The organism is Caballeronia sp. LZ035, assembly GCF_031451175.1.
Classification (GTDB): domain Bacteria; phylum Pseudomonadota; class Gammaproteobacteria; order Burkholderiales; family Burkholderiaceae; genus Caballeronia.
This window is the reverse complement of the sequence record NZ_JARUXS010000004.1, coordinates 500,070-514,808: the sequence shown is the minus strand read 5'-3', so window position 1 is coordinate 514,808 and position 14,739 is coordinate 500,070. Positions and strand designations below refer to the sequence as shown.

Here is a 14,739-nt window from a genome sequence, read left to right as displayed (position 1 = left end):
AAGCGCGCACGCCGTCAACGCGGGCTTACCCGCGTATGACGGCGTGCTGACGTGAGGCTGTCAGGAACGAAGCGCCGAGCTCAGGCCACGCGCCGACCGGCACGCCAGGTTTCACGCGGCACCTGCACGCTGTCAACCGAGGCCACACGCACGAAATCCGCGCGCGCACCAAGAGCGATCGCGCCGCGGTCCGTGAGACCCGCTGCATGCGCAGGCGTCCACGAGACCGTCGCGACCGCGCGCGGCAGCGACCAGCCCGCCTTCGCGACCAGATCGAACACGGCGATCAGCAAGCTCGACGGCACATAGTCCGACGACAGGATATCCAGCAGCCCCTCGCGCGCCAGATCGAGCGCGGAGACGTTGCCCGAGTGCGAACCGCCACGCACCACGTTCGGCGCACCCATGATCGTCGCGATGCCGTGCTCGCGGGCCGCACGCGCGGCGTCGAGCGTGGTCGGGAATTCAGCGAGCGCGATGCCGTCGCGGGCGGCTTCCTCGACGTGTTCCACGAGCGTGTCATCGTGGCTCGCGAGCGAGATGCCGAGCGTCTTGCAGCGCTCGACAATTTCCCCGCGATGCTTCGCCGCATAGCGCGCCTGATGCTCGGCCAGCTCGGCCAGGATCTTGTTCGTGTGCTCGTCGCTCCACTTGCCGTGGCGCTCCTGATACTTGCGCCACTTCTCGTGATCCTGCCATTGCCGCTGCCCGGGCGTGTGATCCATGACCGAAGCGAGCCGGAAAAGCGGATGCGCGCTCAGCGAATCGAATACCTCGACCACATCCGTCGTGCCCACTTCGCAGCGCAGATGCAGGAAGTGATCGGCCCGCAGCACGCCGCGCTCGACGAACTTGCCGATCGACTGTGCGCACTGCACCTGCAATTCGCGACCGCGCACGCCGTCTTCCGGCCGCGAGCCGACGCCCAGCGCATCGAACACGGTCGTGATGCCCGCCGAGGCCACTTGCGCGTCATGCACGATGATCGCGGCTTCGGGATTCCACAGCACGCCCGGACGCGGCGCGAGATGCTTCTCGATGTTGTCCGTATGCAGTTCGACAAAACCCGGCAGCAGATAGTCGCCGTCCCAGTCCTCGGCTTCACGCGCGGCTGTATTGCCCGGCGCGATCTCCGCGATCAGCCCGTCCGCGATCCGCACGGTGCCGGTGAAGTCCTCGTCGCGCGTCACGATGCGCGCATTCTTGATCAGCATGTCTGCAACACTCCGGAATCGGTTTGAACGGATGCGGCGGCGGCGCTCTCGAGCCGCACGATGCGGGTCGCGACGCGCGCACGCGTGTCCTCGTCGTGAAAGATGCCGACGATCGCGGCGCCCTGCTCGCGCGCCTCGACGATCAGGTCCGCGACCACGTCGCGGTTTTCGGCATCGAGCGACGCGGTGGGTTCATCGAGCAACAGCAGCGGATGCGCCGCGATCAGCCCGCGCGCGATGTTCACGCGCTGCTGCTCGCCGCCCGAAAACGTCGGGGGCGCGAGCGTCCACAGACGGCGCGGCACGTTGAGGCGTTCGAGCAGGCCGCGCGCCCGCACACGCGCCGCTTCTTCCTCGATGCCGCGCGACACCAGCGGCTCCGCGACGAGATCGAGCGCGCTCACACGCGGGATCGCGCGCAGGAACTGGCTCACGTAGCCCATGGTCGTCTTGCGCAGACGGAGGATCTCGTGCGGCTCGGCGTCGGTAAGCATCACGTGGCGCGCAGGATGGCTGTCGTCGCGAATGGCGATGGTGCCGCGCGTCGCGAGATAGTTGCCGTACATGCAGCGCAGGAAGGTGCTCTTGCCCGCGCCGGACGCGCCCGCAAGCACGACGCACTCGCCGCGCGCGACATCCAGCGACACGCCCGCCAGCGCGGCGATGCGCGCCCCGCCTTGTTGATGCAGCGTAAAGGTCTTCTCGATGCCGCGTGCCTGGAGCATCAGCCGGTCGTGAGTGACGAAGTCATTCGTGGTCATCTGTCGTACCTCAAACGGGCAGCACGGACGCAACGAGCGTCTGCGTATAGGGATGTTGCGGATCGTCGAGCACCTGGTCCGTCAGGCCGCTCTCCACCACGCGTCCGTCCTTCATCACCATCAGGCGATGCGCGAGCAAGCGTGCCACGCCGATATCGTGCGTGACGATCACCGCCGCCAGATGCAGCTTGCTGGTGAGCGTGCGCAGCAGGTCGAGCAGACGGGCCTGCACGGAGACATCGAGGCCGGCGGTGGGTTCGTCCATGAACACGAGACGCGGGCCTGTCACCAGATTACGCGCGATCTGCAGGCGTTGCTGCATGCCGCCGGAGAACGCAGAAGGCAGTTCGTCGATGCGCGCGGCATCCAGTTCGACACGCTGCATCCAGTCCGCCGAGGTCTCGCGCAGGCGCCCGTAATGACGTGCGCCGATGGCCATCAGCGGTTCGCCGATATTGGCCCCCGCCGACACGTTGCGACGCAGTCCGTCGCGCGCGTTCTGGTGCACGAAGCCCCATTCGGTGCGCGACAAGAGACGGCGGCGCGGTTCGGCGAGCGTCAGCAAGTCGAGCGTTTCGCCTTCGCGCGTGACGTATTCCAGCGTGCCGTCATCGAGTCCGCTGCGCAACGCGAGTGCGTTCAGCAAGGTGGACTTGCCCGAGCCCGACTCGCCGACGATACACAGCACTTCGCCCGCACGGACTTCGAGATCGACATCGACGCAGCCGCCGCGTCCGTCATAGCGCTTCGTGAGGCGCGTGGCTTTCAGCAATGCGTTCACTGGCTCGCCTCCTCGCTGTCCGATGCGTTGTCGGATTCGTCGCGCCGGCTGTGGCAGAAGTCACTGTCGGAACAGACGAACATGCGCGCGCCCTGATCGTCGACGATCATCTCGTCGAGGAAGCTCTCGCGCGAACCGCACAGCGCGCAGGCATGTTCCCACTTCTGCACGCTGAACGGATGGTCTTCGAAGTCGAGGCTCTTCACCTTCGTGTACGGCGGAATGGCGTAGATGCGCCGCTCGCGGCCCGCGCCGAACAATTGCAGCGCGGGGTTCATGTGCATCTTCGGGTTGTCGAACTTCGGAATCGGCGAGGGCGACGTGAGATAGCGGTCGTTCACCATCACCGGATAGTCGTAGGTCGTCGCGATGCTGCCATGCTGCACGATGTCCTCGTAGTATTTCACGTTGATGAGGCCGTAGTCCGCGAGCGCGTGCAGCTTCCTGCACTCGGTCACGCGCGGTTCCAAACGGTACAGCGGTTCGGGCATCGGCACCTGATACACCAGGATCTGCTGCTCCGTCAGCGGCGTCTCGGGAATGCGGTGACGCGTCTGTACGATGCTGGCGTCGGCGGTGCGCGTCGTGGTCGCCACGCCCGCCGTGCGCGCGAAGAAGCGGCGGATGTTCACCGCGTTGGTGGTTTCGTCCGAGCCCTGGTCGATCACCTTGAGCGTATCGCGCGCGCCGATAATCGCCGAAGTCACCTGCAGGCCGCCCGTGCCCCAGCCGTACGGCAACGGCATTTCGCGCGACGCGAACGGCACCTGATAGCCCGGCACGGCCACGGCCTTGAGTATCGCGCGGCGGATCATGCGCTTGGTCTGCTCGTCGAGATAGGCGAAGTTATAGCCTTCGGTCAGCGCGTTCATGCCGCATGCTCCTGATGGTCGTCCTTGCCGTGCGCCGCGCGCAAGCGGCGCAGCAGTTCGAGCTCGGACTGGAAGTCGACGTAATGCGGCAGCTTCAAGTGCTGCACGAAGCCGGACGCTTCCACGTTGTCGCTGTGATACAGCACGAACTCGGGATCCTGGGTCGGCGAGCCGACGGTTTCGCCGAGTTCCTGCGCGCGCAGTGCGCGGTCGACCAGCGCCATGGCCATTGCCTTGCGCTCCGAGTGGCCGAACGCGAGTCCATAGCCTTGCGTGAAGGCCGGCGGCACCTCGCCGCTGCCCGCGAACTGGTTGATCATCTGGCACTCGGTGATATCGATGTCGCCGATCTCCACCGCGAAGCCCAGTTCGTCGATGTGCATCTCCACCGCGACTTCGCCATGGCGGATTTCGCCCGCGAACGGATGGCTGTGCGCATAGCCGCGCTGCGTCGCATAGCCGACCGCCAGCAGGAAGCCTTCGTCGCCGCGTGCGAGATTCTGCAGGCGCGTCGGGCGATCGGCGGGAAACGACAGCGGCTCGCGCGACAGGTCGCCCGGTTCCGGCGCGTTCTCCCGCATGCGTTCTTGCTCGATCAGCCCTTCCTTGTCGAGTATCGACAGCACGCGCGGCATCGCGTCCGTGGACGGCGCCTTCGCCCGAATAGTTGTATCGCTAACCGGTTCACCTTCGGCAAGCAAGGTGAAGTCGAGCAGACGTTGCGTGTAATCGTAGGTGCCGCCCAGCATCTGGCCGCCCGGAATATCCTTGAACGCCGCCGAGATGCGGCGCTCGACGCACATCGCCTCGGTATTCACCGGCAGCGTATAGCCGAAGCGCGGCAGCGTCGTGCGATAGGCGCGCAACAGGAAGATAGCCTCGACCAGATCGCCGGCGGCTTGCTTGATGGCCAGCGCCGCCAGGTCTTCGTCGTAGACCGAGCCTTCGGTCATCACGCGCGCCACGGCCAGCCGCATCTGCTCGCGTATCTGTGCAACGGACAGCTCGGGAACCGCGAGGTCGCCGCGGCGCTGCTTCGCGAGCACGTCCCAGGAACGTTCGATGGCGCGCTCGCCACCCTTGACCGCGACGTACATCAGTTCACCTCCACGTGAGTCGTGCGCGGCAGGCCGACCAGCGAGCCGCCCGCGACGAAGCAGCAGTCGATGCCGCAGGAAAACAACGTGGCCAGCGCCGCGCGTTCATGCCAGAAGCGACGCGGCAGGCCAGCAATACCGACCGTGCGCGTCTGCGCGATGCCCGGACCGCTCCATACGAGCGGCTCGCCGTCCGTCAGCGACGGCACGCGGACGAACAGCGTCGCCGATGCTTCGGGCGATTCAGGGTCGCCGTGCGAGAACGCATCGAGCGAAGGCATGTTGCGCGCGTCGTCGATATAGGCGAACGCAGCCGCGCGGCGGTCGCGGGTGAGCGGCGCACTCGCATGAAAGCGCAGCGCGTCGCCGAGCACGGCATCCTCGCGCTCGATGAAGACAGGCGTCGAATAATCCGCCAGTGCCAGCAATGCGGCGAACGCCGCGAGCGGCACGCGGCCGGCAAGTCCGTCGCGCATCGCGTGATTGTCTGGCAGCGCGGCATCGATCGCGAGAAGGCTGCCGGGACGCGACAGCGCATCCAGCAACGCGCGGAACACGCGTTGCGCATCGTGTACCGGATCGTTGAAACCGGGCACGAGCGTGGTCATGTCGATCTGCATCATTCGCCTCTCACCATCGTGAAGAATTCGACCTTGGTCGCCGCTGCTTCCGCTTCCTTGCGGCGCCGTTCGTCGGCTATGCGCGCGGCCAGCGGTTCGATCAAACGTGTCTGCAAGCGCGCCGCATGAGAAGGCGTCTGCAGCAGCGCATCCGCGAGCGCCGCAAGCGTCGCCCGCTCCTTGTCGCGGCCCATGTGCACGGCCACGCCCACCGGCGCATGCCCGTCGGCGCTGCGCAGACGCAGCGTGGCGCGCGTGACGGTGGCTTCACCGAGATTGAACGCGTCGCCCGTGCCGCCGATGCGCCCGCGCACCATCGCCAGGCCGATGTCCGGCGCGCGCAGCCATTCATAGTCCGGCAGCGGCGCGCCGTCGAGCGCCGCTGCCAGCGCCTGCTTCAGCGCGTCGCGCGGCGTGCGCGCCAGCACCGCCATCCATTCGCGGCGGTTGCCTGCGTCGTGCGGCTCCATTGAAGGTCTCATTGCGTTCCTCATGTCAGGAAGGATTCGGCCGTCGCATGCTACTCGTGGTCTGATCTAGTCGTCTAGACGTTTGGTCATGTAGTGGGGGTTTCACATTTCCATCACGAGTTGCGCACTACAATCCAGAGAACGATATTCAAACGTACCGGAATGACAGCGACATGACATCGAACGCAATCCACGACAGCAACGCGCCCGGACATGCGGTCGAACGCGGCGCGGGGGTCTCGGTGTGGCGGCAGATCGAACAGATCCTCGCCGCGGAGATCGCGGCCAAGAGCTTCGGCGAGGAAGGCCGCCTGCCGAGCGAAGCAGAACTCGCCCGGCGCTTCGACGTGAATCGTCATACCGTGCGCCGCGCCATGCTCAGGCTCGCGGCCACCGGTCTCGTCAGCGTCGAACAAGGGCGCGGCACCTTCGTGCAACCGGGCGCCATCGACTATCAGATTGGCCGGCGCACGCGTTTCACCGAGAACCTGCGCAGCCAGAAGCACACCTCGGCCGGCGTGGTGCTGACGTCAGACCGCGTGAAGGCGGACCCGACCGTCGCCAAGGCGCTCTGCGTGCGCGCCGGCACGCTGGTCTATCAGATCGAAACGCGCCACGACTCCGACGGCATTCCGATGACCTACGCGCGCAACTGGTATCCGGCGGCGCGCTTCAACGGCTTGCCGGACGCCATCGATGCGGCGGGCGGCGTGAGCGCGGCCCTCGAACAGTTCGGCGTGAAGGATTACATGCGCAAGTGGAGCCGGATCGGCAGTGTGTTGCCTTCTTCGGAAGTGGCGCGGCGTTTGCAGATCAATCGCCAGCAGCCGGTGTTGTGGGTCGAGAACGTCGATGTCGACGAGGACGGCGTGCCGATCAAGTACGGCTTCACGCACTTCGCGGCGGACCGCGTGCAACTGATGGTCGAGCACGGCTCATGATCGTTGCGCAGGTGCATGCCCGCCACCCCCGCGTGGCGCTGTATTACGCGCCGCCCGCCTCGTCCGCATGGTGGCGCGAAGGCTGCGAATGGCTCGGGCGCGATCCCGAAAGCGGCCGCGAGAGCGCGACGTCCGTGCACGACGTCACGCACGCGCCGCGCCGCTACGGCTGGCACGCGACCCTCGTGGCGCCCTTTCACATGGCGCCGGGCGTCGAACTCGCGGACGTGCTCGCCTCGGCGCGGGCCTGGGCCGGCACGGTGCCGCGCTTCGAGATGGCGCTGCGGGCAGAGGCGCTCGGCCGCTTCGCCGCGCTTCGTCCGGCTGCCGCGCACGACGACGCCACGCTGCGCGCACTCGCCGGCGACGCGCTCATCGCGCTGGCCCCGCTGCGCAAGCGGCCTTCGCACGAGAGCATCGAGCGGCGCATCACGGAAGGCATGAGCGGCCGGCAGATCGAACTGCTGCGCGAATGGGGCTACCCGTACGTGTTCGACGAATATCGCTTTCACATGACGCTGTCCGACTCACTCGACGATGCGAACCAGCGTGAATCGATCGTGTCGGACTGGACGCGGCGCATCGACACGCTGGGCCCGCTGCCGGTGCATGGTGCAGCGCTGTTCGTCGAACCGGAGCCTGGCGCGCCGTTCATGCTGTGGCAGCGCCTGCCGTTCAACAACGTACAGGATGGAGCATGAGCGGAGTGGACAGCACGAAACTGATCTACGTAATGGGACCGTCGGGCGCGGGCAAGGACTCGCTGCTCGGCTTTGCGCGCGAACGCGTCGGTACGCGGGTGATGTTCGCGCATCGCTACATCACGCGCGCTGTCGCAGACGGGGAAAATCACATCGCGCTCACGCACGAAGAATTCGCTTCGCGGCTTTCGTATGGCTTGTTCGCGATGCACTGGGAGAGCCTCGGCCTGCTTTACGGCATCGGCATTGAACTCGATGCGTGGCTCGCGCGCGGCATGCCGGTGGTGGTGAATGGCTCGCGTCAGCATGCGGGGCTGGCGCTGGAACGCTATCCGCACGCACAGTTCGTGCATATCGATGCAACGCCCGCCGTGCTCGCCGCGCGCCTCGCACGGCGTGGCCGTGAAGATGCACGGCAGATCGAGGCGCGTCTTGCGCGGCGTCCGGCGTTTGCGTTGCCGCCACAGGCGAACCTCGTCACGATCGACAACTCGGGCATGCTCGCGGATGCCGGCGCGCAGTTTCTCGACGTGCTGACGCTTGGCAGTCACGTTTGAACCATCGCGCGTCTATGCGACGGCCGTGTCTTCCGGGCGCCAGCCTGGAATGTTCAGGTAGTAGCGCGTCGAGCGACCTGCGCCGACTCGGCGCACCAGGCCCATGTCCTCGAGTTCGATGAGTTCACGCGACGCCGTGGCCCGCGAGGTGCCGCCGATGCTCTCGTACTTTCTGGTGCTCATGCCTCCCTCGAAACCCTCAGGACCGGCGTCGAACAACAGATTGACGACGTTGCGCTGCCGGGTCGTGAGTACCTTGTCCTGATGATTCATCCAGAACATGGCTTTCTGGAGCGCGGCGTCCACGGCGTCGGACGCTTCCTCGCAGGACACCCGCAGTTGTTCCACGAACCACAAGACCCACTCGGTCACGTCGAGTTCGCCATGCTGGGCACGTTCGAGCTGCTCGTAGTAGTCGCGTCGCTTGTCGAGCAAGCGCTGTGAAGTCCGGATCAGGCGGCTGACCTCGCCGCTGTCGTGCGCCAGCACCAGGTCGATAAGGACCCGGCCGATGCGGCCGTTCCCCTCCTCGAAGGGATGAATCGTTTCGAACCACAGGTGAGCGAGCGCAGCCTTGACCAGCGTGTCGTGCTCGGTCTTTGCGTTGAACCACTCCAGGAACGTTTGCATTTCCGCCGGAACGCGGGCCGATGAGGGCGCTTCGTAGCGGACCCGCTCTCGTCCGACTTGCCCGCTGACGATCTGCATCGGCTCGGCATGTTCGCGGTATGCCCCGACCAGAATCTTGACCATGCCCGAGTAACCGGTAGGAAAAAGAGCCGCCTGCCACGCACATAAACGTTCACGCGTAAGCGGAGCATTTCTTTGCAGAACGGCATCATCCATGATGTCGAGCAGGCCTTCGACATTTCGAGGCGCGTTGGGGCCATCCTGCTTCCCGACGCCCAGTCGCCGGGCCACGGACGAGCGCACGGCGGCGAGATCGATGCGCTCGCCCTCGATGGCTGCCGTCGCGACAGCATCCTGGCTCCAGGCCTCAGCGGCGAGTTCGAGGCGCTGGTCGAAGCGGAGACCCGCCAGCTTGCCTTCAACGATGCCCTGAACCCGGTGCGCGCGAGCCAGCTCGCCGCCTACGCGCACGGCGTCGTAATGCATGCCGGGCCACGTGGGGGCTTGCCAGATGAGCGATGGAGGCGATGGCATGGCGCTGGATGGGCTTTGAGGCGATTAACCGTACTATTCGACTCGCATTTTGAGTCGAATCAGTATAGCCCATGAGGCGATTGAACGCTTAATCGACTCAAATCATGAGCCGATTATTCTGACCAGTAACGTACCTCAGATCACCCGCTCCCGCACCCACCCCGACACGAGATCGATCAGCGATACGATAACGATCACGATCAGCATCACCGCCGCCGTCTGCGCATAGTTGAACGAGCGGATCGCCTCGTAGAGCACGACGCCGATCCCGCCCGCGCCCACCATGCCGACCACCATCGCCGAGCGCACGTTCGACTCGAAGCGATACAACGCGAACGAGATCCACAGCGGCAACACCTGCGGCAGCACGCCATAGATGATTTCATCGAGACTGCTCGCGCCAGTCGCGCGCACGCCTTCCGCGGGGCGCGCATCGACGGCTTCGACCGCTTCCGCGAACAGCTTGGCGAGCACGCCTGTCGTGTGCACCCACAACGCGAGCACGCCCGCGAACGGCCCGAGCCCCACCGCGACGATGAACAGCATCGCGAAGACCATTTCGTTGATCGCGCGGCACGCGTCCATCAAACGGCGCACCGGCTGCGAGATCCACACGGGCGCGATGTTCTGCGCCGACAGCAGACCGCACGGCACGGCACAGACCAGCGCGAGCGCCGTGCCCCACACCGCGACCGCCAGCGTCACGATCATCTCCTGCACATACGTGCGCCATTCGGTGAAGTCGGGCGGGAAGAAGTCACGCGCGAACTGGCTCATGTTGCCCGATGCGCCGAGCAGATCCAGCGGACGCATGTCCGCGCTGTGCCAGGACAGACCGAGCACGGCCATGACGGCGATCCAGCCCAACAACGACATCCAGCTGCGCTTTCCCGCCAGCGGATGCGCGGCGCGCGCGATGCCGGCCTCGAACGTTGTGACGTCGAGCGGCTTCATTTACTTCGCCGCCGGGTTGTCGAGGGCCGCGATCTTCTGGTCGAGCACGGCGACCTGGGCCTTCTTGTCGGCTTCGTCGAGATGGGCGTTGTTCTGGACCTGCTGCTTCTTCTGGAACAGCGCCATCTGGCGAATCGGCAGGAGCTGCGCATCCGAAGAATCCGCAAAGCCCGAATAGCCGGAGATGGCGTTGATCACCTGCTGCTCGTGCGGATCTTTCTGCGCGTAGTGATCGAAGAAGGTACGCAGCTTGTCCTTCGTTGCTTGCGGCAAGTCACGGCGCCACACCAGCGGGTCCGACGCAATCAGCGGCGACTTCCAGAGCACCCGCACCTTCGGATACAGCTCGGGATGCTGGGTCTTGATGGTATCGAGCATGTCGGTGTTGTTGGTCGCGACGTCCACCCTGTCGTTGACCACTGCGAGCATGTTCGCTTCATGACTCGACGGCAGCACGCTCTTGAAGGCCGTCTTCGCGTTGATGCCGTTCTTCGCGAACAGATAGTACGACGGCACCAGCGTGCCCGAAGTCGAATTCGGATCGCCAAAACCGAGGTTGATGTCCTTCGTGTTCTTCAGCACCTGGTCGAGCGACTTCCACTTGCTGTTCACATTCGTGATGAGCAGCGAGTAATAGCCCGCCTCGCCGTTCTTGTACTTCACCTTCGCGAAGACTTCGCCGTTCGAACGGTCCACGGCCTCGATCGCCGACGCATTGCCGAAGAAGCCGATCTGCACCTTGTTGAAGCGCATGGCTTCGATGATGCCGGCATAGTCGGTCGCGAAGTAGGCCTTCACGTCGAGCCCGGTCTGCTTGTTGAGATCGTCGATGAGCGGCTGCCAGCGCTGCTTGAGCGCGGCGGACGAGTCCGTCGAGATGATGCCGAAGTTGATCGTATCGGCCAGAACGGGCTGCGTCAGGAGGCAGGCCAGCGCCGCGCCAGCCAGGATGAAACGGGCTGCTTTCATGGTGCGATCCAGAGAGGGGTTAGTTCGAAATTCAGGAGCCGGCCGCCGATGCGAATGCCGGCGCTGCATGCGTACGTCCTTCGGTCACTTCAGGCGGCTGTGTGTCGGTACGGTGCGTCAGCAGTTCATCCGCCGACGCGCCGTACAGTTCGCGCAGCACGGGCGGCGTCAGGCGCTCGGAGGCGCCGTCGAACACGACGCGGCCGTCGCGCAGCGCGATGGTGCGCGGACAGTACTTCATGGCGACGTCGATCTGATGCAGCGACACCACGACCGTCAACCCGTGTTCGCGATTGAGCGACTGCATCAGGTCCATGACGCGACGCGCTGATTCGGGATCGAGCGATGCGATCGGCTCGTCCGCGAGCACGATGCGCGCACGCTGCACCAGCGCGCGGGCCAGCGCGGCACGCTGCTGCTGGCCGCCGGAGAGGTTGCTTGCGCGTTCCAGCGCGTGCTCGCCGATGCCCATCGCGGATAGCGATTCCAAAGCGAAACTGCGCTCGCCGCGCGGAAAGCGGCCCGTCAGACGACGCCACAGCGAGACGCGCGAGAGCGCGCCGATCAGCACATTGGTCAGCACCGTCAGGCGTCCGACCAGGTTGAACTGCTGAAACACGAAGGCGACGTCGCGGCGAATCGAACGCACTTCACGCACGATCCGGCCGTTCTGCTGGATCGGCCGGCCGAGCAAGGTGACGTGCGACGGCGCGGGGTCGGATGCCGTGAAGCCGGCGATATGCCGCAGCAGCGTGGATTTCCCCGATCCCGACGCGCCGATCAGCGCGACCATCTCGCCCTCTTCCACGCGCAGATCCACGGAGTCCAGCGCCTTGCGGCCACTTCTGAACGTCTTGGTGAGACGCTCGATACGAATTGCGTCCATAGCTTCCCTCGATGGCGCGCGCCGAACAGGCGCGCTGAAACGTTCGGGAGATTCTAGGAAGCCGATGTGACGTCCCGGTGACGCGCATGAGACGTCTAGATGAATACATCACCTGGGCGCGCATCGCATTGAGACGATCGAGTCGATATGCGATCCGCACGAGCATTCACCTTTCAGCGCGTGCGCGCCATGATGGAGTCCATAGATGCAGGACACATTACTCGGGACACCATCATGAACACGATCCATACGGATGTCGCCATCATCGGCGCGGGCAGCGCGGGACTTTCCGCGTACCGCGCGGCGAAGGCGGCGGGTGCAACGGCGCTGCTCATCGAAGGCGGCGCGCATGGGACGACCTGTGCGCGCGTGGGGTGTATGCCGTCGAAGCTGCTGATCGCAGCCGCCGATGCCGCGCATCATGCACGTCACGGCGATGCGTTCGGCGTGCGCGTGGACGGCGCGGTGCGCATCGATGGCCATGCGGTGATGGCGCGCGTGAAGCGCGAGCGGGATCGCTTCGTGGGCTTCGTTGTCGAGGGTGTCGATGCACTGCCCGCCGAAGACAAGCTGACCCGCTATGCGCGCTTCATCGACGACCGCTGGTTGATGGTCGGCGAGCATACGAAGGTTCACGCTAAGGCGATCGTGATCGCGACGGGATCGAGCCCGGTCATGCCCGCGATGTATCGCGCGCTCGGCGACCGTGCGGTGATCAACGACGACGTGTTCTCCTGGGATGACCTGCCGAAGCGCGTTGCCGTGGTCGGCGCGGGCGTGATCGGGCTGGAACTCGGGCAGGCGCTGGCACGGCTCGATGTGCGAGTGACGGTGCTGGGCGCGCGCGGCCGTGTCGGTCCGTTGACCGATCCCGCCATTCGCGCCTATGCGGAACGGACTTTCAGTGAGGCGTTGCGCTTCGAACCGCGCGCGAATGTGCAAGCGGCCGTGCGCGAAGGCGATGAAGTGCGGCTGCGCTACGTTGCGGACACGGGCGAAGTGCTCGAAGACACGTCCGATTACGTGCTGGTCGCGGCCGGCCGCAAGCCGAACGTCGGCGGATTGGGGCTGCGGGATACGTCGCTGGAACTCGATGCCGACGGCATGCCCGTCTACGACGCGCATACGCTTCAGGCAGGGTCGCATGGCGTGTTCGTCGCCGGCGATGCCAATGGCGTGCTGCCCTTGCTGCACGAAGCCGCCGACGAAGGCCGTGCGGCGGGCGCCAATGCGGCGCGTCTTGCACGGGGTGAGCAAGTCGAGCCGCTCGAACGGCGCGCGCCGCTGGCAATCGCCTTCACCGATCCCGGCATCGCGATGGTCGGGGCACGTCATGCCGACCTGACGCCCGGATCGTTTGTCACCGGCGAAGTGAGCTTCGAGGATCAGGGACGCAGCCGGGTCATGCTGAGGAACCGCGGGCTCATGCATGTGTATGCAGAGCGCGCGACCGGCCGATTCGTCGGCGCGGAATGGATCGGGCCGGACGCGGAGCATATCGCGCATCTGCTGGCGTGGGCGTTGCAAATGAAGCTGACCATCGATGACATGCTGCGCATGCCGTTCTACCATCCGGTGGTCGAAGAAGGTTTGCGCACCGCGCTGCGCGACGCGGCGCTCAAGCTGGCGTAAGGCTCGCGGCTGCGAGGGCATCGGCGCCCACGTAAAATAACTTCATGCCGATGCCTCCCGACACTCCTCAACCGCACAAGCCCGACCTGCCGCTCGACACGCCCAGCACCGCATCGCTTGCGGTCGCCGCCACCATCGCGATGATCGCGTGGCTGGCGTTCGCGGCACAGACGGACATCACCATCGCGCGGTTCGCCGGCCGCGGCCTCTCCGTCCTGGAAGGCGTCGCGCGCATGAGCAGCTACCTGACGAACCTGACCGTGTTGCTGACGGCGTTCTGCTTCACCTGCGTCGCCACGCGCGCGCGTTCTCCGGTCGCGCGCTTCTTTCGCCGGCCGACTGTCGTGACGGCAGTCGTCGTGTATATCGTCTTCGTGGGGATCGCGTATAACGCGCTGCTGCGCTATCTGTGGACGCCTTCGGGCTATCGCGCGTTCGTCAACGAATCGCTGCACACCGTGGTGCCGGCGCTCGCCGCGTTGTACTGGTTCCTGTTCGTGCCGCGCTTTCACCTGTCGCTCAGGCGCTGCGCGGTGTGGCTCGTCTATCCGCTGTCCTATCTCGTCATCACGCTATGGCGCGGCAGTCTGTCCGACTTCTATCCGTACCCGTTCATCAACGTCTCGGAACTGGGCTACGAGCGCGTGCTCGTCAACGCGACGATGCTGGTCGCTGCCTTTCTCGTTCTGATGGGCGTGTTCCTGGCGATCAATCATCGTCGCGAGGATTTGAGCGTCGCGGACCCGGAGGCCGAATCGGGCGATTCGTCCGCCGGGCGCATCGAATAGCCTAGGCTGGCTTCGTGTCGAACATCAGCAGGTCGACGCCCGCTTGTGCGAAGTTGGCGAGATCGCCGGCCGTCTTCTGCCCTTCCGGCGAGCCAAGCGCGCTTTGAATGGCGTCGAGCGAATCGAAGTCGAGCAGCGCCACGAGGTGATAAGGCGAATCGCCCGACGCCACCTCCACCGGTCCGGTACTCACCTCATACTTGCGCAGGCCCGGCAGCGTCTTCGCGAGCGGCGCGTGAGTCGAGACGTAGTAATCGTCGAATGCCTTCGTGTCGGTCGGTTTCTTGTAGAGCGCTACGAGCTGGGCCATCGTCATGTCTCCTGTGAGTGGT

At 65.4% G+C, this 14,739-nt stretch carries 17 protein-coding genes; 5 read left to right on the top strand and 12 right to left on the bottom strand.

Annotated features, from left to right (window positions below):
* Positions 1-80: 80 nt before the first annotated feature.
* The 7 genes from QCE88_RS32725 to phnG are packed head-to-tail and all read right to left on the bottom strand — an operon-like array spanning position 81 to position 5,827.
* Positions 81-1,214 carry an alpha-D-ribose 1-methylphosphonate 5-triphosphate diphosphatase gene (locus tag QCE88_RS32725; RefSeq protein WP_309909468.1) on the bottom strand — a complete coding sequence of 378 codons (1,134 nt, stop codon included), beginning with the start codon at positions 1,212-1,214 and terminating at the stop codon, positions 81-83.
* Positions 1,208-1,975: a phosphonate C-P lyase system protein PhnL gene (phnL, locus tag QCE88_RS32720; RefSeq protein ID WP_309909466.1), complete on the bottom strand. Its 768-nt coding sequence runs from the start codon at positions 1,973-1,975 to the stop codon at positions 1,208-1,210. The genes QCE88_RS32725 and phnL overlap by 7 nt, the downstream gene beginning before the upstream one ends.
* Before the next feature lie 10 nt (positions 1,976-1,985).
* Positions 1,986-2,756: a phosphonate C-P lyase system protein PhnK gene (gene phnK / locus QCE88_RS32715; protein WP_309909464.1), complete on the bottom strand. Its 771-nt coding sequence runs from the start codon at positions 2,754-2,756 to the stop codon at positions 1,986-1,988.
* Positions 2,753-3,628, bottom strand: coding sequence for an alpha-D-ribose 1-methylphosphonate 5-phosphate C-P-lyase PhnJ (locus QCE88_RS32710; protein WP_309909463.1), 876 nt, complete (start codon positions 3,626-3,628; stop codon positions 2,753-2,755). The genes phnK and QCE88_RS32710 overlap by 4 nt, the downstream gene beginning before the upstream one ends.
* On the bottom strand, positions 3,625-4,725 hold the full coding sequence (locus QCE88_RS32705) for a carbon-phosphorus lyase complex subunit PhnI (protein WP_309909462.1): 1,101 nt from the start codon (positions 4,723-4,725) through the stop codon (positions 3,625-3,627). Before QCE88_RS32705 ends, QCE88_RS32710 begins: the two co-directional genes overlap by 4 nt.
* Positions 4,725-5,348, bottom strand: coding sequence for a phosphonate C-P lyase system protein PhnH (gene phnH / locus QCE88_RS32700; RefSeq protein ID WP_309909461.1), 624 nt, complete (start codon positions 5,346-5,348; stop codon positions 4,725-4,727). The genes QCE88_RS32705 and phnH overlap by 1 nt, the downstream gene beginning before the upstream one ends.
* Positions 5,345-5,827, bottom strand: a complete 483-nt coding sequence (gene phnG / locus QCE88_RS32695; RefSeq protein WP_409018263.1) for a phosphonate C-P lyase system protein PhnG — start codon at positions 5,825-5,827, stop codon at positions 5,345-5,347. Before phnG ends, phnH begins: the two co-directional genes overlap by 4 nt.
* 161 nt (positions 5,828-5,988) lie before the next feature.
* Between phnG and phnF the strand changes: the two genes are divergently transcribed.
* Genes phnF through phnN form a run of 3 tightly spaced genes read left to right on the top strand, consistent with a single transcriptional unit; the run spans position 5,989 to position 8,014 of the window.
* The gene (gene phnF / locus QCE88_RS32690) at positions 5,989-6,756 is read left to right on the top strand and encodes a phosphonate metabolism transcriptional regulator PhnF (protein ID WP_309909458.1); all 768 of its coding nucleotides are present in this window, start codon (positions 5,989-5,991) and stop codon (positions 6,754-6,756) included.
* A complete protein-coding gene (locus QCE88_RS32685; protein ID WP_309909456.1) occupies positions 6,753-7,457 on the top strand; it encodes a DUF1045 domain-containing protein in 705 nt (234 codons plus the stop codon). Before phnF ends, QCE88_RS32685 begins: the two co-directional genes overlap by 4 nt.
* Positions 7,454-8,014 carry a phosphonate metabolism protein/1,5-bisphosphokinase (PRPP-forming) PhnN gene (phnN, locus tag QCE88_RS32680; RefSeq protein ID WP_309909454.1) on the top strand — a complete coding sequence of 187 codons (561 nt, stop codon included), beginning with the start codon at positions 7,454-7,456 and terminating at the stop codon, positions 8,012-8,014. Before QCE88_RS32685 ends, phnN begins: the two co-directional genes overlap by 4 nt.
* 12 nt (positions 8,015-8,026) lie before the next feature.
* On the opposite strand, the gene QCE88_RS32675 is transcribed toward phnN, so the two are convergent.
* The 4 genes from QCE88_RS32675 to phnC all read right to left on the bottom strand — a co-directional run bounded on the left by QCE88_RS32675 (position 8,027) and on the right by phnC (position 11,987).
* Positions 8,027-9,178, bottom strand: coding sequence for a Fic family protein (locus tag QCE88_RS32675; protein ID WP_309909453.1), 1,152 nt, complete (start codon positions 9,176-9,178; stop codon positions 8,027-8,029).
* A 135-nt stretch (positions 9,179-9,313) separates the two neighbouring features.
* Positions 9,314-10,054, bottom strand: coding sequence for a phosphonate ABC transporter, permease protein PhnE (gene phnE, locus QCE88_RS32670; protein WP_309910986.1), 741 nt, complete (start codon positions 10,052-10,054; stop codon positions 9,314-9,316).
* Between the two features lie 78 nt (positions 10,055-10,132).
* On the bottom strand, positions 10,133-11,101 hold the full coding sequence (gene phnD, locus QCE88_RS32665; protein ID WP_309909452.1) for a phosphonate ABC transporter substrate-binding protein: 969 nt from the start codon (positions 11,099-11,101) through the stop codon (positions 10,133-10,135).
* Positions 11,102-11,132: 31 nt separating this feature from the next.
* Positions 11,133-11,987 carry a phosphonate ABC transporter ATP-binding protein gene (gene phnC, locus QCE88_RS32660; protein WP_309909451.1) on the bottom strand — a complete coding sequence of 285 codons (855 nt, stop codon included), beginning with the start codon at positions 11,985-11,987 and terminating at the stop codon, positions 11,133-11,135.
* A 234-nt stretch (positions 11,988-12,221) separates the two neighbouring features.
* Here phnC and QCE88_RS32655 point away from each other — a divergent pair, with 234 nt between their 5' ends.
* Entirely contained in the window at positions 12,222-13,619 is a 1,398-nt protein-coding gene (locus tag QCE88_RS32655; RefSeq protein WP_309909449.1) for a dihydrolipoyl dehydrogenase, read from the top strand.
* 50 nt (positions 13,620-13,669) lie between these two features.
* Entirely contained in the window at positions 13,670-14,407 is a 738-nt protein-coding gene (locus QCE88_RS32650) for a Pr6Pr family membrane protein (RefSeq protein WP_409018295.1), read from the top strand.
* Between the two features lies 1 nt (position 14,408).
* Here QCE88_RS32650 and QCE88_RS32645 read toward each other — a convergent pair whose 3' ends face one another.
* On the bottom strand, positions 14,409-14,717 hold the full coding sequence (locus QCE88_RS32645) for an EthD family reductase (protein WP_309909446.1): 309 nt from the start codon (positions 14,715-14,717) through the stop codon (positions 14,409-14,411).
* Between the last annotated feature and the right edge of the window lie 22 nt (positions 14,718-14,739).

Bases quoted from the DNA above. Each gene is read 5' to 3' on its own strand.
- QCE88_RS32725 (WP_309909468.1), bottom strand. From the start codon at position 1,214: ATGCTGATCAAGAATGCGCGCATCGTGACGCGCGACGAGGACTTCACC.
- phnL (WP_309909466.1), bottom strand. From the start codon at position 1,975: ATGACCACGAATGACTTCGTCACTCACGACCGGCTGATGCTCCAGGCA.
- QCE88_RS32710 (WP_309909463.1), bottom strand. From the start codon at position 3,628: ATGAACGCGCTGACCGAAGGCTATAACTTCGCCTATCTCGACGAGCAG.
- QCE88_RS32705 (WP_309909462.1), bottom strand. From the start codon at position 4,725: ATGTACGTCGCGGTCAAGGGTGGCGAGCGCGCCATCGAACGTTCCTGG.
- phnH (WP_309909461.1), bottom strand. From the start codon at position 5,348: ATGATGCAGATCGACATGACCACGCTCGTGCCCGGTTTCAACGATCCG.
- phnG (WP_409018263.1), bottom strand. From the start codon at position 5,827: ATGAGACCTTCAATGGAGCCGCACGACGCAGGCAACCGCCGCGAATGG.
- phnF (WP_309909458.1), top strand. From the start codon at position 5,989: ATGACATCGAACGCAATCCACGACAGCAACGCGCCCGGACATGCGGTC.
- QCE88_RS32685 (WP_309909456.1), top strand. From the start codon at position 6,753: ATGATCGTTGCGCAGGTGCATGCCCGCCACCCCCGCGTGGCGCTGTAT.
- phnN (WP_309909454.1), top strand. From the start codon at position 7,454: ATGAGCGGAGTGGACAGCACGAAACTGATCTACGTAATGGGACCGTCG.
- QCE88_RS32675 (WP_309909453.1), bottom strand. From the start codon at position 9,178: ATGCCATCGCCTCCATCGCTCATCTGGCAAGCCCCCACGTGGCCCGGC.
- phnE (WP_309910986.1), bottom strand. From the start codon at position 10,054: ATGTCGTTGTTGGGCTGGATCGCCGTCATGGCCGTGCTCGGTCTGTCC.
- phnD (WP_309909452.1), bottom strand. From the start codon at position 11,101: ATGAAAGCAGCCCGTTTCATCCTGGCTGGCGCGGCGCTGGCCTGCCTC.
- phnC (WP_309909451.1), bottom strand. From the start codon at position 11,987: ATGGACGCAATTCGTATCGAGCGTCTCACCAAGACGTTCAGAAGTGGC.
- QCE88_RS32655 (WP_309909449.1), top strand. From the start codon at position 12,222: ATGAACACGATCCATACGGATGTCGCCATCATCGGCGCGGGCAGCGCG.
- QCE88_RS32650 (WP_409018295.1), top strand. From the start codon at position 13,670: ATGCCTCCCGACACTCCTCAACCGCACAAGCCCGACCTGCCGCTCGAC.
- QCE88_RS32645 (WP_309909446.1), bottom strand. From the start codon at position 14,717: ATGGCCCAGCTCGTAGCGCTCTACAAGAAACCGACCGACACGAAGGCA.